This window comes from Enterobacter sp. UCD-UG_FMILLET, assembly GCF_000762975.1.
GTDB classification, from domain to species: Bacteria; Pseudomonadota; Gammaproteobacteria; order Enterobacterales; family Enterobacteriaceae; genus Enterobacter; species Enterobacter dykesii.
In genome coordinates, this window is the sequence record NZ_JRJC01000011.1 from 61591 (window position 1) to 81507 (window position 19917).

Consider the following 19917-nt stretch of genomic DNA (forward strand, 5'->3'; position numbering starts at 1 on the left):
GCAGCGCCCTTCAGGTTAATCGGTGAAAGGAATGATAATTTCTCCCGGTTTCACCTCTATGCCTTTTGCGTATTTTTTCGCCAGAGCTTCACCCTTGCTTTTGTCTTCGCTTAAGACGTACGCGGGCTGCTGGTTAAAGTAATTACGCAGCGACTGGTTGAGATAGGGCATCAGGGTTTGCAGAACCGGCGCCATCTTGTCCGGCGACACCTGCGCATCGACGACTTCCATCTCCTGCAGGAAAATTGCCCCTTTCTCTTTGTTGAAAACAGGGAGCGCCTTCAGCTTGAGCTTGATGTTGGCCTTCTGATTGCCAAAGAGGGATGACATATCGAGATCCGCATCACCGGCCAGGGTGACTTTGTTTGGCTCTTCACGTCCAATCTGGCTGGTCAGGTTTGTGAGCACGATATGGGCGTCCGCCAGCCCCGGTACGCCAATGTCTTTCGAGAAATTGTTATGTTTTTCCAGCGCCTGATTAATTTCCTGTTCACTGACGGTATATTGCGTGAGCTGGTTACAGCCAACCAGCAGACCGCTGACAACTAATGCCGCGGCTAAGACAATTTTCTTCATAGTGTTCCTCAACGAAAAATCGGCGCTTCTGTCCTGTTGCGCCAGTATGTCAGCGTGAATGGGCAGAAACCAGCAGAAAAAACTGAGAAGTGGGGCGGGAGGAGCTCCCGCCCGAGGGAAAGGCTACGCGCCTGGCTCGAGCATGCCGCTCGCGCTGCGTTTCGGGCTGAACTGCCACCACAGGGCAAGGAGCGTCATAAAGCCCACCGCGCCGAGCATCATCCACGGAAGTTCGGGCTGGTTAAACGCTTTGCCGGCATCAAACAACCAGCCGCCACCGGCGTAACCTAATGCGCCGCCAAGCGCCAGCCCCAGCCGGCTGAAACCCATATAGCTGCCGCGCGCACGCGCATCCGCAAGCGAGGCGCTCAGCGTTTCACGGGCAGGCTCGGCGATGATCGACCCTATATAGAACGTGCAAATCAGCGTAAACAGCTGCTGGAGAGAATTCACCAGGCCGATCGGCATCATGCTCAGCGTCATCAGGAACAGCCCGGCCATCAGGCGATGCTCCAGACGAAAACGCCGCTCGCTCCAGCGGGCAATCGGATAGAGCAGCGTTAACGACAGGCAGGCTTCGATGGCGTACATCCATTTAACGGCTGCAGGCGTGCCTGCAATGTCGTTAACCATGATCGGTAGCATCAGCATGACCTGCACGGCCAGCATGTAATATCCCGTCAGGGTCAATACATAGGTGACAAAACGTTTGTCGCGCAGGACGCGGCCAAGCCCTTCCCGGACCGGCGCTTTGACCGTCGACAGTTTCCAGGCGGGCAGGAACAGGCCATTAAACAGCGCGCACAGAATAAAGAGCACCGCACCGGCGGCGCAGACCAGACGGAAGTCATACTGCAGCAGCCAGCTTCCCAGCAGGGCGCCGACAACCGCCCCGGCACTGTCCTGCATCATCAGAATCGAGAAGAAACGGCCGCGGTGCTGAGGGCGAATAAGCTTCACCACCAGCGCGGTGCGCGGCGGATCGAACAGCGTGCCCCCGATACCGGAGAGGAAACAGGAGAACCAGAGCAGCCAGGGCTCCTGGGCGACCGCCATCGTGGCAAAGCCTGCCGCGCGCAGCAGCATGCCGGTAACGATCATTGGTTTAGCGCCAAAGCGGTCGGCAATGGCCCCGCCAAAGACGCCCAGCCCCTGCTGGACAAACTGGCGTAACCCCAGCGCAATACCGACCACTAATGCCGCCCAGCCCATTTGATCGACGAAGCGAATCGAGATGAGAGGGAACACGACAAAAAAGCCCAGCACGACCAGCATGTTATCGACGAGCAGGAAATATTTACCCAGGCTCCTGGCCTGTGATACGCGGGACATTTTCCCTCCAGGGAAAATAAGAAGGTGAGCACGCTAACATTCTGCGGTGTTGCCGCGTTTTTTCCCACCCCCGGAGGTGACAATATTTTTTTATCAAAAGGGTGCTTTGATAGAGAGTTCTCATCGAAAAATGTGAAAAGAGGTGAAAATGGTATGTCACTGTTTTCACAGACGGCAAAGGCGCAGGTATAGTAAAGCTAATGGGTAAGCAGAAGTGACGGGAAGGAGTGGTATCGATGTTTGGCTATCGCAGTAATGTGCCAAAAGTGCGTCTGACAACGGACCGGCTGGTCGTTCGTCTGGTGCATGAGCGTGATGCCTGGCGTCTGGCGGATTATTACGCCGAGAATCGCCAGTTTTTAAAACCCTGGGAACCCGTTCGGGATGAGAGCCATTGTTACCCTTCCGGCTGGCAGGCGCGCCTCAGCATGATTACGGAATTTCACAAGCAGGGCAGCGCGTTTTATTTCGCGCTGCTGGATCCTGAAGAGAAAGAGATTATCGGGATCGCCAATTTTTCAAACGTGGTGCGTGGGTCTTTTCACGCCTGCTACCTTGGCTACTCCATCGGCCAGAAATGGCAGGGGCAGGGGCTGATGTACGAGGCGTTAACGGTGGCGATCCGCTATATGCAACGCACGCAGCATATCCATCGCATCATGGCGAACTATATGCCGCACAATCAGCGCAGCGGCAATTTGCTGGCGCGCTTAGGGTTCGAGAAAGAGGGTTACGCCAAAGACTATCTGCTGATAGACGGAGAGTGGCGCGACCACGTTCTGACGGCGTTAACCACCCGGGACTGGACCGCAGGTCGTTAAGGAGAAAAGATGAAGTATCAGCTAAACGGTACCGAAGCGCGCGTAATTGGGTGCTTACTCGAAAAACAGGTCACCACGCCGGAGCAGTATCCGCTCTCCGTTAACGCCGTAACCATGGCCTGCAACCAGAAGACCAACCGCGAGCCGGTGATGAACCTCAGCGAGCATGAGGTTCAGGACGTGCTGGATGCGCTGGTAAAACGCCACTATCTGCGCACCGTCAGCGGCTTCGGCAACCGCGTGACCAAATACGAACAGCGCTTTTGTAACTCCGAATTTGGCGACCTGAAGCTGAGCAGTGCGGAAGTGGCGGTCATCACTACGCTGTTGCTGCGCGGAGCGCAGACGCCGGGAGAACTGCGCACGCGCGCTTCTCGCATGCATGAGTTCAGCGATATGCAGGAGGTCGAGCAGACCCTGGAAGGGCTGGCCTCACGCGAAGACGGCCCATACGTGGTGCGTCTGGCGCGCGAGCCGGGCAAGCGTGAAAGCCGCTATATGCACCTGTTCAGCGGCGACGTCGATGTCGCAACCGTGGAGAGCGACGCGGGATCCTCAGCAAGCAATGACACTCTTGCCGCGCGCGTAGAGGCGCTGGAAGAAGAGGTCGCCGGGCTAAAACAGCGTCTGGACGCATTGCTGGCACATCTGGGAGACTGACGGTGAAAAAATTACGCGTAGGCGTGGTGGGGCTCGGCGGCATCGCGCAAAAAGCCTGGCTACCTGTGTTAGGTGCGGCGACGGACTGGACCCTGCAAGGGGCATGGTCACCCACCCGAGAAAAGGCAGAACGTATCTGCGAAACCTGGCGCATTCCGTATGCCGCTTCACTGCAGGATCTGGCCCGCGAGTGTGATGCGGTTTTTGTGCATACCTCAACGGCAACCCACTATCAGGTGGTGAGCGAACTGCTCAATGCGGGGGTTCACGTCTGCGTGGATAAGCCGCTGGCGGAAAATGTTCAGGATGCCGAACGGCTGATTGAGCTGGCGGCGCGCAAAAAACTGACGCTGATGGTGGGCTTCAACCGCCGCTTCGCACCGCTTTACCAGCAGCTGAAGGCGCAGTCGGGGACGCTTGCCTCGCTGCGGATGGATAAGCACCGCACCGACAGCATTGGGCCAAACGATCTGCGCTTCACCCTTCTGGATGATTATCTGCACGTTGTGGATACGGCGCTGTGGCTGAGCAACGGCGAAGCGCTGCTGAAAAGCGGCACCCTGCTAACAAACGATCAGGGGCAGATGGTCTACGCGGAACACCACTTCGCCGTTGAGCATCTTCAGATTACCACCAGCATGCACCGTCGTGCGGGAAGTCAGCGTGAATCCGTGCAGGCGGTGACCGACGGCGCGCTGTACGACATTACGGACATGCGCGAGTGGCGGGAAGAGAAGGGCAACGGCGTGGTGACGCTCCCGGCGCCAGGCTGGCAGAGCACCCTCGAGCAGCGCGGTTTCGCAGGATGCGCCCGTCACTTTATCACCTGCGTGCAAAATCAGACGGTTCCTGAAACGTCCGGCGAGCAGGCCATTATGGCGCAGCGCATTGTGGAAAGGCTCTGGCGCGAGGCCATGAGCGAATAACTCGCTGTAACATCTGCGGATAGTAATTCGTTGAAATCCGGGTAGACTAAGCGCCGCTTGTAGGCTTTGCCGGGTGGCGCTTACGCTTGCCCGTCCTGGAAATCCGTATGGTTCTGGAAATTCACGTTAATGAACTTATTAAAATCGCTGGCGGCCGTCAGCTCGATGACCATGTTTTCCCGCGTGCTGGGTTTCGCGCGCGACGCCATTGTGGCAAGGGTATTTGGTGCAGGGATGGCCACGGACGCCTTTTTCGTCGCGTTCAAACTGCCGAACCTGCTGCGTCGTATTTTTGCTGAAGGGGCGTTTTCCCAGGCATTCGTGCCCATTCTGGCGGAATATAAAAGCAAGCAGGGTGAAGACGCGACGCGCGTCTTTGTTTCTTATGTCTCCGGGCTGCTGACGCTGGCTTTGGCGGTGGTGACCGTCCTCGGGATGCTTGCCGCGCCCTGGGTGATTATGGTGACCGCGCCCGGATTTGCCGATACGGCCGACAAGTTTGCCCTGACCTCGCAGCTGCTGCGCATTACTTTCCCCTATATTCTGCTGATCTCGCTGGCCTCGCTGGTGGGGGCGATCCTCAACACCTGGAACCGCTTCTCTGTACCGGCGTTTGCGCCGACGTTTCTTAACGTCAGCATGATCGGCTTTGCCCTGTTCGCCGCGCCGCACTTCAATCCGCCGGTGCTGGCGCTGGCCTGGGCGGTCACCGTCGGCGGCGTGCTGCAGCTGGCCTACCAGCTGCCGCACCTTAAAAAAATCGGCATGCTGGTGCTGCCGCGCATCAACCTCAAAGATGCCGGGGCGATGCGCGTGATCAGGCAGATGGGGCCCGCCATTCTCGGCGTCTCCGTCAGCCAGATCTCGCTTATCATCAACACCATTTTTGCCTCTTTCCTCGTCTCCGGCTCGGTTTCCTGGATGTACTACGCCGACCGTCTGATGGAGTTCCCGTCCGGGGTGCTGGGCGTGGCGCTGGGGACCATCCTGTTGCCGTCGCTGTCGAAAAGCTTTGCCAGCGGCAATCACGATGAGTATTGCCGCCTGATGGACTGGGGGTTACGTCTCTGCTTCCTGCTGGCCCTGCCAAGCGCGGTGGCGCTGGGTATTCTGGCTAAACCGCTGACGGTGTCGCTCTTCCAGTACGGGAAATTCACCGCCTTTGATGCCGCCATGACCCAGCGCGCGCTGATTGCCTACTCGGTCGGATTGATGGGGCTGATCGTCGTCAAGGTGCTGGCACCCGGGTTCTACTCGCGTCAGGACATCAAAACGCCGGTGAAAATCGCCATTGTGACGCTGATTATGACCCAGCTGATGAACCTGGCGTTTATTGGTCCGCTGAAGCATGCCGGCCTGTCATTATCGATTGGTCTGGCGGCCTGTCTGAATGCCGGGCTGTTGTACTGGCAGCTGCGCAAGCAGGATATCTTTACGCCGCAGCCGGGGTGGGGAAGTTTCCTGGTACGTCTGATCGTTGCGGTACTGGTGATGTCAGCCGCGCTGCTCGGCATGATGTACGTGATGCCGGAGTGGTCCCTCGGCACCATGCCTTATCGTCTGATGCGGCTGATGGCCGTGGTAGGCGTCGGAGTGGTGGCTTATTTTGCCACGCTGGCGGTGCTGGGGTTCAAAGTGAAAGAGTTTGCCCGCCGTACGGCATAAACGCCAAAAGGGGAGTCCACCTTATGGTGCTCCCCGCTGCATGATTTGTCGCCCAGGCGTCAAATCGAAATCTTTTTAACTCCCGCAATACGCGCAGTCGCTGTTTGACCATCCGCACCGTACAGTCCGGTTTCTTTATGCGGTTTCAATACCTCAAGCGCCTGCTGATTACGCTCAATCTGACCTTCCAGTAGCCAGCCGTTGTGCTGGTTAAGGTCGCGCAGGTGCTGGGTTTTTTCGGTAATGGTTTGCCAGCGCTCAATAATATCGTCATTGGCGCTACGCTTAGGATCCTGCTCAGCGCGGCGCTGCTGCTCCAGATAATCCAGCGTCGCCAGTAGCGAACTCTTATCTTCAGTAATACGCTGCAGCGCGCTGCCGTTGATGTGACCGGAAGAGAGATGCTGCTGTTCAGCGTCCATTACCGTTTTGAGGTCGTTAAGAACAACCGTCATTTGATCCAGTATTTCTGACAGTCGACTCATACGGTTAGTTACTCTGTAAGAAACTCTGTGCTTCCTGAATCAGGGCGTCAGCGATTTTGCTGGTGTCCATTTTCAGCTCACCGTTACGAATAGCCGTTTTCAGCGCTTCAACACGTTCCATATTGATATCGTTGCTGCCTGGCTGCATCAGTTTTGCCTGCGCGTCGCTCAGGGTCACGCTGGTGCTGTTGGACGTTGACGGTTTTTCCAGACGCGTTTTCTGCGCAGGAGCGTCATTCGTTTCGCGAGGTTGTACAGTGCTTACCGGCTTCAGGGCTGATGTACGATCAATGCTCATAGTGTTGTCCTCATCGAGGGTTCGCGGCGTTTGCGCCTGACATCATCATTAGTGAAATATTTATCGGCACGCGCCGCGAAATCTTTAAAAAGATTACAGGTTAATCAGAATATTCCCATCAGCATCGACGGTTCCGCTCACCACCTGGCCTGAGGACATTCTGACGCGGGCGTTTTGCGCCACCGCGGCATTGTTTAACGCTTTCCCTTCACTGTTGATGCTAAAGCCATCTCCGTTGGCCACCACCATCACCTGTTGGCCCGCTTTTACCCGCCACGACTGACGCAGCATTGAGAGCTGTATCGGCTGGCCGGGGGCGACATCACGCAGGCTGACGGCGTCCTGTGCCTGGTTTAATTCCAGCATGGTGCGTGGAGGCAGCTGATCCAGACGGCCGCGTTTTAACGTCACGCTGTTCGTCTGCAGCACGCTGCCGCGCGCAATGGGCACGGCGGCGACAACATAATTGCCCGTCGCCTGAACTGCAACCTGTAAATAGCGTTTTTCGTTGGCGCAGCGGGCCAGCACGTTCACGTTCCCCCACAGCCGGGTGGTTCCCGTCACGCTGAATGACGGTTGGTCACAGGTCGGGTACAGATTCGGTGGGGTGCGTACGGTAACGGTAACGTCATCGCTAAAGCCCACCAGCTTTTCAGCAAAAAAAGCCGTCAGCCGCTCCTGTAAGCCTTCAGCCTGCACCAGAGGGCTAAACAGCAAGAAAGTTGCCATCAGGGCACGTTTTAACGTTTGCATCGCAAGTTCCACCGTTTCCAGAGTTGAATGAATTCTACCTGCAGTGGTTTTGCATCAACGCAATAAATAGCGACGCATTTTGCGCTTATTCCGTCGATAGGGGAGACCGGGTGAGATTTAAGCTGTGAACTGAAATTTTGCCATCAGCGGAGGAGACATGCTCGATAAACTCGACGCCGCGTTACGTTTTCAGCAGGAAGCGCTCAATTTACGCGCCCAGCGGCAGGAGATTTTAGCCGCCAACATCGCTAACGCCGATACCCCAGGGTTTCAGGCGCGCGATATTGATTTTTCCAGTGAGCTCAAAAAGGTGATGGAGCGTGGACGTGCCGAAGGAACGGGTGTTGCACTTGCCATGACATCCTCTCGCCATATTCCTGCTCAGGCGATGACCGCGCCAGCGACCGATTTACTTTACCGTATTCCCGATCAGCCCTCACTCGACGGTAACACCGTGGATATGGACCGGGAGCGTACCCAGTTTGCCGATAACAGCCTGAAATACCAGACGGGCCTGACCGTACTCGGCGGACAAATCAAAGGCATGATGAACGTCCTGCAGGGGGGGAACTGATAGATGGCCTTGTTGAATATTTTTGATATTGCCGGTTCGGCGTTAACCGCGCAGTCCAAACGCCTGAACGTGGCTGCCAGTAACCTGGCGAACGCCGACAGCGTAACCGGACCCGACGGCCAGCCTTATCGTGCCAAACAGGTTGTCTTTCAGGTCGATGCTGCGCCGGGCGCGGCAACGGGCGGCGTGAAGGTGTCTGATGTGGTAGAGAGCCAGGCGCCGGACAGGCTGGTGTATGAGCCGGGTAACCCGCTCGCGGATGCCAGCGGATACGTGAAGATGCCAAACGTGGATGTGGTGGGTGAGATGGTGAACTCCATGTCGGCATCCCGTAGCTACCAGGCCAACGTTGAAGTGCTGAATACCGTGAAGAGCATGATGCTCAAAACGCTCACTCTCGGCCAGTAAAGGAGACATGCATGTCCATCGCCGTAAATGTGAATGATCCTACGAACTCGGGTGTTAATAACACGAAGAGTACAACGGGTTCTAACTCCCTCACCGGGAGCAATGCCGCCGATCTTCAGGGCAGCTTTCTGACGCTGCTGGTGGCGCAGCTTAAGAACCAGGATCCCACCAACCCAATGCAGAACAACGAACTGACCACGCAGCTTGCGCAGATCAGCACCGTGAGCGGCATTGAGAAACTTAACACCACCCTCGGCTCCGTCTCCGGGCAGATTAACAGCGCCCAGTCTCTGCAGGCGGCAAGCCTGATTGGCCACGGGGTGATGATCCCGGGAACCACGATTCTGGCAGGCTCCAGCACCACCGAAGGCAACACCACAACGACCACCACGCCGTTTGGCGTTGAACTCCAGCAGGCAGCGGAAAAAGTTACTGCCACGATCACGGATTCCACCGGCGCGGTAGTGCGCACCATTGATATCGGCGAGCTGAAGGCGGGCGTTCACACCTTTACGTGGGATGGCAGCCTGACCGACGGCACGAAAGCACCAAACGGTTCCTACAAAGTGGCGATCAGCGCCAGCAACGGGACGACCCAGCTGGTGGCGCAGCCGCTGCAGTTCGCGCTGGTCCAGGGCGTGATTAAAGGAAGCGACGGCAACAAACTGGATTTGGGAACCTCTGGTTCCACCACACTCGACGAAGTTCGGCAGATTATCTAAGCCTTAACACTTATCAGGAGTAAGTCATGGCCTTTTCTCAAGCGGTCAGCGGCCTGAATGCTGCGGCCACCAACCTGGACGTCATTGGCAACAACATCGCCAACTCCGCGACCTATGGTTTTAAATCCGGTTCTGCTTCCTTTGCAGACATGTTTGCCGGTTCCAAAGTCGGCCTGGGCGTGAAAGTTGCGGGCATCACGCAGGACTTTAGCGACGGCACCACCACCAACACCGGTCGTGGTCTGGACGTTGCCATCAGCCAGAACGGTTTCTTCCGTATGGTCGACTCCAACGGCTCTGTGTTCTACAGCCGTAACGGCCAGTTCAAGCTGGATGAAAACCGTACGCTGGTTAACATGCAGGGCATGCAGCTGACGGGCTACCCGGCAGCAGGAACGCCTCCAACCGTTCAGACCGGCGCGAACCCTCAGGCGATTACTATTCCGAATACACTGATGGCGGCGAAATCAACCACCACCGCGACGCAGCAGATCAACCTGAACTCAACCGATCCTGTTCAAACTGCCCCGTTCGATGCCACCAACCCGGATACCTATAACAAAAAAGGGACCGTAACCGTATTCGACAGTCAGGGGAACGCCCATAACATGTACGTCTACTACGTGAAGACGGCCAACAATAAATGGGATCTCTACACTCAGGACGGCAGCGCTGCGGGTTCTGTCGCCACGAAAGCGGCGCAGATGAACTTTGATGCGAACGGTAACCTGGCGGGTGTTTATAACTACGACGCTGCGGGTGTACTGAGCGGAACGGCAAACCCTACGCCGGCCATTAACATCACCACGGGGTCCGTCAGCGGTGCGACGGCGGCGACCTTCTCCCTGAGCTTCCTGAACTCCATGCAGCAGAACACAGGCGCGAACAGCGTTGTGGCAACCACTCAGAACGGCTACAAGCCTGGCGATCTGGTGAGCTACCAGATCAACGACGATGGCACCGTGGTGGGAAGCTACTCTAACGAACAGTCTCAGGTTCTGGGCCAGATTGTGCTGGCAAACTTCGCGAACAACGAAGGTCTGAAATCTGAAGGCGACAACGTCTGGTCTGCCACTCAGTCCTCCGGCGTGGCGCTGCTGGGTACCGCAGGCACCGGTAACTTCGGCAAGCTGACCAACGGCGCGCTGGAAGCCTCCAACGTGGATATGAGTAAAGAACTGGTGAACATGATCGTCGCGCAGCGTAACTATCAGTCGAACGCGCAGACCATCAAAACCCAGGATCAGATCCTCAACACGCTGGTTAACCTGCGTTAAGCGGCTAACAGGAAGGCGCAATGGATCACGCAATATATACCGCGATGGGCGCGGCAAGTCAGACGCTCAATCAGCAGGCCGTTACTGCCAGCAACCTGGCAAACGCCTCTACGCCGGGCTTTCGCGCTCAGCTTAATGCGCTGCGCGCGGTACCGGTAGAAGGGTTGTCCCTGCCGACCCGTACGCTGGTGACGGCATCAACCCCTGGCGCCGATATGACGCCTGGGCAGATGGACTACACCTCACGCCCGCTGGACGTTGCTCTGCAGCAGGACGGCTGGCTGGCGGTGCAAACGGCGGACGGCAGCGAAGGCTATACCCGTAACGGGAACATCCAGGTGAGCGCGACGGGCCAGCTGACGATTCAGGGGCATCCGGTGATGGGGGAAGCGGGTCCGCTGACCGTGCCGGAAGGCTCTGAGCTGACTATCGCCGCGGACGGCACCATTTCGGCGCTGAATCCGGGCGACCCGGCCAACACCGTTGCGCCCGTCGGACGTCTGAAGCTGGTTAAGGCGGAAGCCAAAGAGGTGCAGCGCGGCGACGACGGCATGTTCCGTCTGACCCAGGCGGCGCAGGCGACGCGTGGCGCCACGTTACAGGCCGATCCGAGCATCCGCGTAATGTCCGGCGTTCTGGAAGGCAGCAACGTCAAGCCGGTCGAAGCCATGACCGACATGATCGCCAGCGCCCGTCGTTTTGAAATGCAGATGAAGATCATCAGTAGCGTGGACGAAAACGCGGGCAAGGCTAACCAACTTCTGGCTATGAGTTAACAGGACTCCTTATGATCAGTTCTTTATGGATCGCGAAAACTGGCCTGGACGCCCAGCAAACCAATATGGACGTGATTGCCAACAACCTGGCAAACGTGAGCACCAATGGTTTCAAGCGTCAGCGTGCCGTTTTCGAAGATTTGCTTTATCAAACCATCCGCCAGCCGGGCGCGCAGTCTTCTGAACAGACAACGCTGCCATCGGGCCTGCAGATTGGTACCGGCGTTCGTCCGGTGGCCACCGAGCGTCTGCACAGCCAGGGCAACCTGTCTCAGACCAACAACAGCAAAGACGTGGCAATCAAAGGCCAGGGCTTCTTCCAGGTGCAGCTGCCTGACGGGACCTCGGCCTATACCCGCGACGGTTCGTTCCAGGTCGATCAGAACGGCCAGCTGGTGACGGCAGGCGGTTTCCAGGTTCAGCCTGCGATTACTATCCCGGCGAATGCCCTGAGCATTACCATCGGACGTGACGGTGTGGTCAGCGTGACCCAGCAGGGACAGGCCGCGCCGGTTCAGGTTGGGCAGCTCAACCTGACCACCTTCATGAACGATACCGGTCTGGAAAGCATTGGTGAGAACCTCTACACCGAAACGCAATCCTCCGGTACGCCGAATGAGAGCACTCCGGGCCTGAACGGTGCGGGTCTGCTGTACCAGGGTTATGTTGAAACGTCCAACGTGAACGTGGCGGAAGAGCTGGTGAATATGATCCAGGTCCAGCGCGCGTATGAAATTAACAGTAAAGCAGTGTCGACGACCGACCAGATGCTGCAGAAGCTGACGCAACTCTAAGGTGTAGCCCGGTGCGGTAAACGCCGCACCGGCTCCCTGTTTTCGAAGATGAAGGCAATGCAAAAAAACGCGGCGTTTCGTTATCCGATACTGACTGTTCTGGCTGTCACCCTCAGCGGGTGTGCTTTGATCCCGTCTAAACCATTGGTCCAGGGTGCGACGACTGCCCAACCCGTTCCAGGCCCCGCGCCAGTGGTAAACGGCTCCATTTTCCAGACCGCGCAGCCGATTAATTACGGCTATCAGCCGCTGTTTGAAGATCGCCGCCCGCGTAACGTCGGCGATACATTGACCATTGTGCTGCAGGAAAACGTCAGCGCGAGCAAGAGCTCGTCGGCGAACGCCAGCCGCGACGGCAAAACCAATTTTGGCTTCGATACCGTTCCGCGCTACCTGCAGGGACTGTTCGGCAATGCCCGTGCGGATGTTGAGGCGTCCGGCGGCAATACCTTTAACGGTAAAGGCGGCGCGAACGCCAGCAACACCTTCAGCGGTACGCTGACGGTCACGGTTGACCAGGTACTGGTTAACGGCAACTTGCACGTTGTGGGTGAAAAGCAGATCGCCATCAACCAGGGCACTGAATTCATTCGCTTCTCGGGCGTGGTTAACCCTCGCACCATCAGCGGCACCAACACCGTTCCGTCCACCCAGGTGGCGGATGCGCGCATTGAGTACGTCGGGAACGGCTATATCAATGAAGCGCAAAATATGGGTTGGCTGCAGCGCTTCTTCCTTAATTTATCGCCGATGTAAGCGAGGTGACCCATGTTTAAATCGATCTTCGCCGTGGCGCTCGCGCTGGTGGCAACGTTTGCCCAGGCTGACCGTATTCGCGACCTCACCAGCGTTCAGGGTGTGCGTGAAAACTCACTGATTGGCTACGGCCTGGTGGTTGGTCTGGATGGTACCGGTGACCAGACGACCCAGACGCCGTTCACCACCCAAAGCCTGAACAACATGCTTTCCCAGCTCGGCATTACCGTGCCGGCGGGAACCAACATGCAGCTGAAAAACGTGGCCGCGGTAATGGTCACCGCGTCCTACCCGGCGTTTGCGCGTCAGGGGCAGACCATTGATGTGGTGGTCTCCTCAATGGGTAACGCCAAAAGCCTGCGCGGCGGTACGCTGCTGATGACCCCGCTGAAAGGCGTTGACAGTCAGGTCTATGCGCTGGCGCAGGGAAACATTCTGGTTGGCGGTGCGGGCGCATCCGCAGGCGGAAGCAGCGTGCAGGTGAACCAGCTGAACGGTGGACGTATCACCAACGGTGCGATCATTGAGCGTGAACTGCCGACCCAGTTTGGTGCGGGCAACACCATCAACCTGCAGCTCAATAATGAAGATTTCACCATGGCGCAGCAAATTGCCGATACCATCAACCGCAGCCGCGGCTACGGTAACGCAACGGCACTCGACGCGCGCACCGTGCAGATCCGCACCTCCACCGGCAGCAGCAACCAGGTGCGCATGCTGGCGGATATCCAGAATATGGAAGTGAACGTTCCGATCCAGGATGCGAAAGTGATCATCAACTCCCGCACCGGCTCGGTGGTGATGAACCGGGAAGTGTCGCTCGACAGCTGTGCCGTGGCGCAGGGCAACCTCTCCGTGACGGTAAACCGCTCCGCGAACGTGAGCCAGCCGAATACGCCATTTGGTGGCGGTCAGACGGTGGTGACGCCGCAAACGCAGATTGATATGCGTCAGAGCGGCGGGTCGCTGCAGAGCGTTCGCTCCAGCGCCAACCTGAACAGCGTGGTGCGTGCCCTGAACGCCCTGGGGGCAACGCCGATGGATCTGATGTCCATCCTGCAATCGATGCAAAGCGCGGGCTGCCTGCGCGCCAAACTGGAAATCATCTAATGCTGACCGATAGCAAACTGTTGTCCAGTGCAGCCTGGGACGCCCAGTCGCTCAACGAACTGAAAACCAAAGCAGGCAAAGACCCGGCGGCGAACATCCGCCCGGTCGCCCGCCAGGTGGAAGGGATGTTTGTACAGATGATGCTGAAAAGCATGCGCGAAACCCTGCCGAAAGACGGGATGTTCAGCAGTGATTCAACGCGTCTCTACACCAGCATGTATGACCAGCAGATTGCGCAGCAGATGACCGCCGGAAAAGGCCTCGGTCTGGCTGACATGATTGTGAAACAGACCGAAGCCGCGCAGGGCATTCAGCCTCAGGATCAGACGCAGCAGGTGCCGATGAAGTTCGACCTGGAAACGGTGACCAGTTATCAGAATCAGGCTCTGACGCAAATGGTGCGTAAAGCGATGCCAAAAGCCACGGGCAGCGGCGATGAGCCGCTCTCCGGTGACAGTAAAGACTTCCTGGCGCAGCTTTCTCTGCCCGCGCGCCTTGCCAGCGAACAGAGCGGCGTGCCGCATCACCTGATTCTGGCGCAGGCCGCGCTGGAGTCGGGCTGGGGTCAGCGTCAGATCCGCAAGGAAAACGGCGATCCGAGCTTCAACATCTTCGGCGTGAAGGCCTCCTCCAGCTGGAAGGGGCCGACGACGGAGATCACGACCACCGAATACGAGAACGGTGCGGCGGTGAAGGTCAAAGCCAAATTCCGCGTCTACAGCTCGTATCTGGAAGCCTTGTCCGACTACGTTGGCCTGCTGAGCCGAAATCCGCGCTATACCGCCGTAACGCAGGCGGCGACGGCGGAGCAGGGCGCTCAGGCCTTGCAAAACGCGGGCTACGCTACTGACCCTAACTATGCGCGCAAGCTCACCAGCATGATCCAGCAGCTGAAATCCATGGGCGAGAAGGTCAGCAAAGCCTATAGCACAGATATTGAAAATCTGTTCTGAAAGTTCTCAAGTCCCGGTGGAGGTTGCCGATAACCTTCATCAGGACTCGTGTCTGAACGTATAAAAGGAACCCCCATGTCCAGTTTGATTAACAGCGCCATGAGTGGCCTCAGTGCCGCGCAGTCGGCACTCAATACCGTCAGTAATAATATTTCAAGCTATAACGTGGCAGGCTATACCCGCCAGACCACGGTGCTGGGCGCATCTAACAGCACGCTGACCGGCGGCGGCTGGGTGGGTAACGGGGTGTATGTCTCCGGTGTCCAGCGTGAGTATGATGCCTTCATCACCAACCAGCTGCGCGCCGCGCAGACGCAGAGCAGCGGTCTGACGACGCGCTATCAGCAGATGTCAAAAATTGACGATGTGCTCTCCGATACCACCAACTCGCTCTCCACCACCCTGCAGGACTTCTTTAAAAGCCTGCAAACCCTGGTGAGCAATGCGGAAGACCCGGCAGCACGTCAGACGGTGCTGGGTAAAGCCGGTGGCCTGGTGAATCAGTTTAAAACCAACGATCAGTATCTCCGCGATCAGGATACTCAGGTCAATACCGCAATTTCGACCAGCGTTGCGCAGATCAACAACTATGCCAAACAGATTGCCAATCTGAACGATCAGATTTCTCGTCTGACCGGCGTCGGTGCGGGTGCTTCGCCTAACGAACTGCTTGACCAGCGCGATCAGCTTGTCAGCGAGCTGAACAAAATCGTGGGTGTGGAAGTGTCTGTTCAGGATAGCGGTACGTTTAACATCTCTTTCGGCAACGGTTACAGCCTGGTCCAGGGTAGCAAAGCCAACCAGCTGGCTGCCGTTAAGTCCAGCGCCGATCCTACTCGTACTACCGTGGCCTATGTCGACGACGTGGCAGGTAATGTTGAGATCCCGGAAAAGATGATCACCACCGGTTCTTTGGGCGGTTTGCTGACCTTCCGCGCTGAAGATTTGGATAAAGCCCGTAACAGCCTGAATCAGATGGCGCTGGCCTTTGCCGATGCGATGAACACGCAGCATGAAGCCGGTTTTGACGCTAACGGTGACGCTGGCGGTAAGCTGTTTAACTTTGGTTCTCCGGCTGTCTTGTCCAACAGCAAGAACGGTGGTTCTGCCGTTGTCACGGCGTCTGTGGCGGACAGTAAACAGGTCCAGGCGACAGACTATAAGCTGCAGTTTAATGGTACCGACTGGACAATCACCCGTACGTCAGACAAAACCAGCTTCACGATGAGCCCGGACGCCAGCGGTAATCTGTCGTTTGATGGTCTTAACGTCAACGTGAGCGGCACGGCAAATACCAAAGACAGCTTTACCGTGAAGCCGGTTTCCAACGTCATCATGAACATGGATCTGGCGATCAGCGACGAGTCCAAACTGGCGATGGCGTCGGTGCAGACCGGCGGTGAGAGCGACAACCGCAATGGCCAGAAAATGCTCGAACTGCAAAACAGCAAAGTGGTAGGCGGGAACAAAAGCTTCAACGATGCGTATGCCTCGCTGGTAAGTACCGTGGGTAGCTCAACGGCTTCACTGAAGGTGAGCAGCCAGACGAAAGCCAACGTGGAAACCCAGTTAATCAAGCAGCAGCAGACCATCTCTGGGGTAAACCTCGACGAAGAGTATGGCAATTTGCAGCGTTATCAGCAGTATTACCTGGCGAACGCCCAGGTTCTCCAGACTGCCAGTACGCTCTTCGATGCAATTATCAACATTCGTTAAGGTTGAGGTGAACAATGCGTATTAGCACCCAGATGATGTACGAGCAGAACATGCGTGGGATCACCGACTCCCAGAGCAGATGGCTGAACTACGGTGAGCAGATGTCCACCGGCAAGCGCGTCAATCGTCCTTCGGACGATCCTATCGCCGCATCGCAGGCCATCGTTCTGTCACAGTCACAGTCGCAAAACAGCCAGTTTGCGCTCGCGCGTACCTTTGCAACGCAGAAGGTCTCGCTGGAAGATAACGTGTTAACCCAGGTGAACACCGCCATCTCAAGCGTGCGGGAGAAACTGGTCTACGCGTCAAACGGCACATTAAACGATGACGATCGTCTTGCTCTGGCGACCGATATTCAGGGGATCCGCGATCAGCTTATGAACCTGGCCAACACGACGGATGGTAATGGTCGCTTTATCTTTGCCGGATACAAAACCGAGAGCGCACCGTTTGATTCCGTAACCGGCGACTACAGGGGCGGCGCTGAAGCCATCACCCAGCAGGTAGATACGGCGCGAAATATGGCGATTAGTCATACCGGCAAGCAGATTTTCGAGAGCATTACCAGTAATGCGGAGCAATTGCCGGGTGGTGGCTATGGCGAGACAAACATGTTCAAAATCCTTGATTCTGCCGTCGCTGCGCTGAAGACGCCGATTGAGAACGATCCGGCTGCAGCTGCAGTCCAGAACCAGGTGATTGCCAATGCGCAGATCGGTATTCAGAACACTGAGAACAATATTCTGACGGTCGTCGCGGATGTGGGAACCAAGATGAACGAGCTGGAAAAACTCGATACGCTGGGCGATGACCGCGCGCTGGGTCAGACCAAGCAGATGAGTGATCTGGTGGATGTTGACTGGAACGAAGCGATTTCCTCTTACACCATGCAGCAGGCGGCCTTGCAGGCGTCTTATAAAGCGTTTAGCGATATGCAGGGCATGTCTCTGTTCCAGCTGAACAAATAACATCTTGACCTCTTGGAACATGTCTTGAAACTGGGCATGTTTTACTGCCCAATCCGTCTGGATTGGGCATTTTTTTATGCAATTTCCGCCAGTGCGGAGGCGACTCGTGCGCTTTCTATCAGACGGATTGCCAGCGCAATGACGCCACAGACTGTCGCCAGCGCGACCACGCCCGTCCAGCCGGCCAGCGAGTAGATATTGCTGCCTAACGCGGAACCCAGCGCCATCCCGATAAAGACCACCGTAAAGAGCAGGGCGTTGAGACGACCCCGAGCCTGTGGTTCAAGGCTGTACACCAGGTTCTGGTGAGCGACCAGGCTGGACTGCAGTCCCAGGTCGAACCCGACGGCGGAGATGGCGATCAGAATCAGCTGTCCATGAACGCCCAGCGCGGGCATCAGGAACATCAGGGCGAATGAGACGGTCACAAGAACGGCACCAAGCTGCGTCACTTTTCCAGCCCCCAGTTTGTCCGCCAGACCACCCGCCAGCGGGGCAGCTAAGGCACCGGCGGCACCTGCAATACCAAAACCACCCGCTACGGCACTCCCCAGGTGATAGCGTTCCAGCAGCATGACCGCAAGCGTAGACCAGAAGGCGCTAAAGGCAACCGACAGGAAACCCTGAGCCAGCGCCGCACGGCGCAGCGCCGGGTAACGACGCCACAGATGCTCCATTGAGCGCATCAGCGCGGGGTAGCTCAGCGTGGAGTGAATGGCAAAACGCGGAAGCACAAACCACATCATCACCCCGATGAACGCAATGCTCGCCGCCGCCAGCTGGTACATGACGCGCCAGCCAAACGCTTCGCCCACCACGCCGCTCACGGTTCGGGATAATAAGATACCCATCAGCAGCCCGGTCATTACCGTGCCCACAGTTTTCCCCTGTTTACCTTCCGGCGCAAGGATGGCCGCGGCAGGGACGATATCCTGTGCCATGGTGGCGGCCATGCCGATGAGCAGGCTTGCCAGCAGCAGAGAATGGATCTGCCCGGTCAGGCTACAGCCGAGAAGAAACAGCGCCAGCGCCGCGCTTTTGATCAAAATTAACGTCCTGCGGTCATGGCGATCGCCGAGCGGTAGCAGGAACAGGATCCCCAGGGCATATCCCGTCTGGGTGAGCGTCGGGACCAGGCCCATTCCTTCGATACTCAGGTGAAGGTCTGCGCCCATCAGCGGCAGCAGAGGCTGGGCATAATAGATAGATGCCACGCTGAAACCTGCACCGATCGCCAGCATTAAGATTACCCAGCGGCTCACGGCATGGGCGGCGGTTGTTGTGTTCATAAGATGTTCCTCATTCGTCGTGTGAGGCTATTTTTTATCAGTACGCCTTGCGACGGTAGCGGGCCCGGTGGTAAAACGCTTATACGTTGAACGTATAAGTGAAAATGCGGTGAAGAGAGCTGAGCGTATAGACAGGGTGGAGTTAATGCGGACGTTTGTTCGCATCGTGGAGGCGGGCTCCCTCTCAGCGGCGGCACGGCAACTGGCCACCACACAGGCCACGGTGAGCAGACGGTTACAGTCGCTGGAGACCATGCTGGGCGTGCGCCTGATATTGCGCACCACCCACACGACGCGGCTGACGGATGACGGCGAGCGCTGCTATCAGCACGCCCGTCGGGTGATCGACAGCTGGCTGGCGCTGGAAGATGAGGTGGGGCAGACGGAAGATGAGCCCGTAGGCGTGCTGCGGGTGCGAGCTCCCCACGCGTTTGGTCAGGACCAGCTTCTGAAACCCGTAACCGAATTTTTGCAACGCTATCCCCAGCTTTCGATTGAGTGGATGCTCAACGATCGGTCGGCAGATTTTCTCGGCGACAATCTTGACTGCGCTATTCGGGTGGGTGTGGAGGTCGATCCGGCGACCGTATCCGTGCTGCTGGCGGAAGTGCCTCGCTCGGTGGTGGCCGCGCCAGCGCTGCTGGCCCGCTTCCCGGCGGTGAATACGCCGGAGGATTTGCAGCAGTTTCCCTGGATAGCCATCAGCTCTTTCTACCAGCGCCACGTGGAGCTTTTTCACGATGCCTCGCCTGCTACCGCGCGGATTGCTATTACGCCACGCCTAAGCACCGACAGCCTGTATGTCGCACGCAATACGGCGCTCACCGGCCTTGGCGTGGCGGTGGTCTCCAGCTGGACGGTACAGGATGATATTCGGGAAGGGCGGCTGGTGCATTTGCTGCCGGAGTGGCAGCCAGCGGCGTTACCGGTGCATCTTGTTTACCCCTGGTCCCGTTATTATCCGGCACGCTTGCGGCGTTTTCTGGAGCTGATGCGGCAGGTCATGCCGGAAGTCACCGGAATGAGAAAGCCCGTGCAGCAGCCATAAAAAAAGCCGA

The 19917-nt window shown here is 57.3% G+C and carries 22 protein-coding genes; 16 read left to right on the plus strand and 6 right to left on the minus strand.

What is annotated here, in order from left to right; all coding sequences use genetic code 11:
- Window positions 1–15: 15 nt before the first annotated feature.
- Window positions 16–576 (minus strand): lipoprotein, encoded by a 561-nt coding sequence (locus tag LA04_RS06020; protein WP_045910186.1) that lies wholly within the window; start codon window positions 574–576, stop codon window positions 16–18.
- A gap of 123 nt (window positions 577–699) precedes the next feature.
- Complete coding sequence (gene mdtH, locus LA04_RS06025; RefSeq protein ID WP_047650852.1) at window positions 700–1908, minus strand: multidrug efflux MFS transporter MdtH; 1209 nt, start codon at window positions 1906–1908, stop codon at window positions 700–702.
- Between the two features lie 236 nt (window positions 1909–2144).
- Here mdtH and rimJ point away from each other — a divergent pair, with 236 nt between their 5' ends.
- The 4 genes from rimJ (at window position 2145) to murJ (ending at window position 5980) form a co-directional block, all read left to right on the plus strand.
- Window positions 2145–2729, plus strand: coding sequence for a ribosomal protein S5-alanine N-acetyltransferase (gene rimJ, locus LA04_RS06030; protein ID WP_008500822.1), 585 nt, complete (start codon window positions 2145–2147; stop codon window positions 2727–2729).
- A gap of 9 nt (window positions 2730–2738) precedes the next feature.
- Entirely contained in the window at window positions 2739–3389 is a 651-nt protein-coding gene (locus LA04_RS06035) for a YceH family protein (RefSeq protein ID WP_047650853.1), read from the plus strand.
- A 2-nt stretch (window positions 3390–3391) separates the two neighbouring features.
- A complete protein-coding gene (locus LA04_RS06040) occupies window positions 3392–4315 on the plus strand; it encodes a Gfo/Idh/MocA family protein (protein WP_047650854.1) in 924 nt (307 codons plus the stop codon).
- Between the two features lie 129 nt (window positions 4316–4444).
- The gene (gene murJ / locus LA04_RS06045; protein ID WP_045357088.1) at window positions 4445–5980 is read left to right on the plus strand and encodes a murein biosynthesis integral membrane protein MurJ; all 1536 of its coding nucleotides are present in this window, start codon (window positions 4445–4447) and stop codon (window positions 5978–5980) included.
- Between the two features lie 59 nt (window positions 5981–6039).
- Here the strand turns inward: murJ and flgN are convergent, their stop codons facing one another.
- The 3 genes from flgN to flgA form a co-directional block, all read right to left on the minus strand.
- Entirely contained in the window at window positions 6040–6465 is a 426-nt protein-coding gene (flgN, locus tag LA04_RS06050; RefSeq protein ID WP_008500818.1) for a flagella biosynthesis chaperone FlgN, read from the minus strand.
- Between the two features lie 4 nt (window positions 6466–6469).
- Window positions 6470–6763, minus strand: coding sequence for a flagellar biosynthesis anti-sigma factor FlgM (flgM, locus tag LA04_RS06055; protein WP_047650855.1), 294 nt, complete (start codon window positions 6761–6763; stop codon window positions 6470–6472).
- 93 nt (window positions 6764–6856) lie between these two features.
- Window positions 6857–7516: a flagellar basal body P-ring formation chaperone FlgA gene (flgA, locus tag LA04_RS06060; protein WP_047650856.1), complete on the minus strand. Its 660-nt coding sequence runs from the start codon at window positions 7514–7516 to the stop codon at window positions 6857–6859.
- A gap of 157 nt (window positions 7517–7673) precedes the next feature.
- Here flgA and flgB point away from each other — a divergent pair, with 157 nt between their 5' ends.
- From flgB to flgL, 11 genes are all read left to right on the plus strand, one after another.
- Window positions 7674–8090: a flagellar basal body rod protein FlgB gene (flgB, locus tag LA04_RS06065; RefSeq protein ID WP_023311135.1), complete on the plus strand. Its 417-nt coding sequence runs from the start codon at window positions 7674–7676 to the stop codon at window positions 8088–8090.
- 3 nt (window positions 8091–8093) lie between these two features.
- Window positions 8094–8498 carry a flagellar basal body rod protein FlgC gene (gene flgC / locus LA04_RS06070; RefSeq protein ID WP_008500814.1) on the plus strand — a complete coding sequence of 135 codons (405 nt, stop codon included), beginning with the start codon at window positions 8094–8096 and terminating at the stop codon, window positions 8496–8498.
- A gap of 11 nt (window positions 8499–8509) precedes the next feature.
- Window positions 8510–9220 carry a flagellar hook assembly protein FlgD gene (gene flgD / locus LA04_RS06075; RefSeq protein WP_047650857.1) on the plus strand — a complete coding sequence of 237 codons (711 nt, stop codon included), beginning with the start codon at window positions 8510–8512 and terminating at the stop codon, window positions 9218–9220.
- Window positions 9221–9246: 26 nt separating this feature from the next.
- A complete protein-coding gene (flgE, locus tag LA04_RS06080; protein ID WP_047650858.1) occupies window positions 9247–10497 on the plus strand; it encodes a flagellar hook protein FlgE in 1251 nt (416 codons plus the stop codon).
- A gap of 20 nt (window positions 10498–10517) precedes the next feature.
- Window positions 10518–11273 (plus strand): flagellar basal body rod protein FlgF, encoded by a 756-nt coding sequence (locus LA04_RS06085; protein ID WP_047650859.1) that lies wholly within the window; start codon window positions 10518–10520, stop codon window positions 11271–11273.
- 11 nt (window positions 11274–11284) lie between these two features.
- The gene (gene flgG, locus LA04_RS06090; RefSeq protein ID WP_008500810.1) at window positions 11285–12067 is read left to right on the plus strand and encodes a flagellar basal-body rod protein FlgG; all 783 of its coding nucleotides are present in this window, start codon (window positions 11285–11287) and stop codon (window positions 12065–12067) included.
- 57 nt (window positions 12068–12124) lie between these two features.
- Window positions 12125–12823 (plus strand): flagellar basal body L-ring protein FlgH, encoded by a 699-nt coding sequence (flgH, locus tag LA04_RS06095; protein ID WP_023311139.1) that lies wholly within the window; start codon window positions 12125–12127, stop codon window positions 12821–12823.
- Window positions 12824–12835: 12 nt separating this feature from the next.
- Window positions 12836–13933, plus strand: coding sequence for a flagellar basal body P-ring protein FlgI (locus LA04_RS06100; RefSeq protein ID WP_047650860.1), 1098 nt, complete (start codon window positions 12836–12838; stop codon window positions 13931–13933).
- Complete coding sequence (gene flgJ, locus LA04_RS06105) at window positions 13933–14886, plus strand: flagellar assembly peptidoglycan hydrolase FlgJ (protein ID WP_047650861.1); 954 nt, start codon at window positions 13933–13935, stop codon at window positions 14884–14886. The genes LA04_RS06100 and flgJ overlap by 1 nt, the downstream gene beginning before the upstream one ends.
- A 75-nt stretch (window positions 14887–14961) precedes the next feature.
- Window positions 14962–16602, plus strand: coding sequence for a flagellar hook-associated protein FlgK (gene flgK, locus LA04_RS06110; protein ID WP_047650862.1), 1641 nt, complete (start codon window positions 14962–14964; stop codon window positions 16600–16602).
- Window positions 16603–16616: 14 nt separating this feature from the next.
- Window positions 16617–17570, plus strand: a complete 954-nt coding sequence (gene flgL / locus LA04_RS06115) for a flagellar hook-associated protein FlgL (RefSeq protein ID WP_047650863.1) — start codon at window positions 16617–16619, stop codon at window positions 17568–17570.
- 74 nt (window positions 17571–17644) lie between these two features.
- Here the strand turns inward: flgL and LA04_RS06120 are convergent, their stop codons facing one another.
- Complete coding sequence (locus LA04_RS06120) at window positions 17645–18859, minus strand: MFS transporter (RefSeq protein ID WP_047650864.1); 1215 nt, start codon at window positions 18857–18859, stop codon at window positions 17645–17647.
- Window positions 18860–19004: 145 nt separating this feature from the next.
- Here LA04_RS06120 and LA04_RS06125 point away from each other — a divergent pair, with 145 nt between their 5' ends.
- Window positions 19005–19907 carry a LysR family transcriptional regulator gene (locus tag LA04_RS06125; RefSeq protein WP_052119531.1) on the plus strand — a complete coding sequence of 301 codons (903 nt, stop codon included), beginning with the start codon at window positions 19005–19007 and terminating at the stop codon, window positions 19905–19907.
- The last annotated feature ends 10 nt before the right edge of the window (window positions 19908–19917 follow it).

What these genes read in the sequence shown, in the direction of transcription:
- flgK (WP_047650862.1), top strand. Translation starts at nt 14,962, where the DNA reads ATGTCCAGTTTGATTAACAGCGCCATGAGTGGCCTCAGTGCCGCGCAG.
- LA04_RS06120 (WP_047650864.1), bottom strand. Translation starts at nt 18,859, where the DNA reads ATGAACACAACAACCGCCGCCCATGCCGTGAGCCGCTGGGTAATCTTA.
- flgL (WP_047650863.1), top strand. Translation starts at nt 16,617, where the DNA reads ATGCGTATTAGCACCCAGATGATGTACGAGCAGAACATGCGTGGGATC.
- flgB (WP_023311135.1), top strand. Translation starts at nt 7,674, where the DNA reads ATGCTCGATAAACTCGACGCCGCGTTACGTTTTCAGCAGGAAGCGCTC.
- mdtH (WP_047650852.1), bottom strand. Translation starts at nt 1,908, where the DNA reads ATGTCCCGCGTATCACAGGCCAGGAGCCTGGGTAAATATTTCCTGCTC.
- flgA (WP_047650856.1), bottom strand. Translation starts at nt 7,516, where the DNA reads ATGCAAACGTTAAAACGTGCCCTGATGGCAACTTTCTTGCTGTTTAGC.
- flgE (WP_047650858.1), top strand. Translation starts at nt 9,247, where the DNA reads ATGGCCTTTTCTCAAGCGGTCAGCGGCCTGAATGCTGCGGCCACCAAC.
- LA04_RS06100 (WP_047650860.1), top strand. Translation starts at nt 12,836, where the DNA reads ATGTTTAAATCGATCTTCGCCGTGGCGCTCGCGCTGGTGGCAACGTTT.
- LA04_RS06020 (WP_045910186.1), bottom strand. Translation starts at nt 576, where the DNA reads ATGAAGAAAATTGTCTTAGCCGCGGCATTAGTTGTCAGCGGTCTGCTG.
- flgN (WP_008500818.1), bottom strand. Translation starts at nt 6,465, where the DNA reads ATGAGTCGACTGTCAGAAATACTGGATCAAATGACGGTTGTTCTTAAC.
- flgD (WP_047650857.1), top strand. Translation starts at nt 8,510, where the DNA reads ATGTCCATCGCCGTAAATGTGAATGATCCTACGAACTCGGGTGTTAAT.
- LA04_RS06125 (WP_052119531.1), top strand. Translation starts at nt 19,005, where the DNA reads ATGCGGACGTTTGTTCGCATCGTGGAGGCGGGCTCCCTCTCAGCGGCG.
- flgC (WP_008500814.1), top strand. Translation starts at nt 8,094, where the DNA reads ATGGCCTTGTTGAATATTTTTGATATTGCCGGTTCGGCGTTAACCGCG.
- murJ (WP_045357088.1), top strand. Translation starts at nt 4,445, where the DNA reads ATGAACTTATTAAAATCGCTGGCGGCCGTCAGCTCGATGACCATGTTT.
- flgG (WP_008500810.1), top strand. Translation starts at nt 11,285, where the DNA reads ATGATCAGTTCTTTATGGATCGCGAAAACTGGCCTGGACGCCCAGCAA.
- flgM (WP_047650855.1), bottom strand. Translation starts at nt 6,763, where the DNA reads ATGAGCATTGATCGTACATCAGCCCTGAAGCCGGTAAGCACTGTACAA.
- rimJ (WP_008500822.1), top strand. Translation starts at nt 2,145, where the DNA reads ATGTTTGGCTATCGCAGTAATGTGCCAAAAGTGCGTCTGACAACGGAC.
- flgH (WP_023311139.1), top strand. Translation starts at nt 12,125, where the DNA reads ATGCAAAAAAACGCGGCGTTTCGTTATCCGATACTGACTGTTCTGGCT.
- flgJ (WP_047650861.1), top strand. Translation starts at nt 13,933, where the DNA reads ATGCTGACCGATAGCAAACTGTTGTCCAGTGCAGCCTGGGACGCCCAG.
- LA04_RS06085 (WP_047650859.1), top strand. Translation starts at nt 10,518, where the DNA reads ATGGATCACGCAATATATACCGCGATGGGCGCGGCAAGTCAGACGCTC.
- LA04_RS06035 (WP_047650853.1), top strand. Translation starts at nt 2,739, where the DNA reads ATGAAGTATCAGCTAAACGGTACCGAAGCGCGCGTAATTGGGTGCTTA.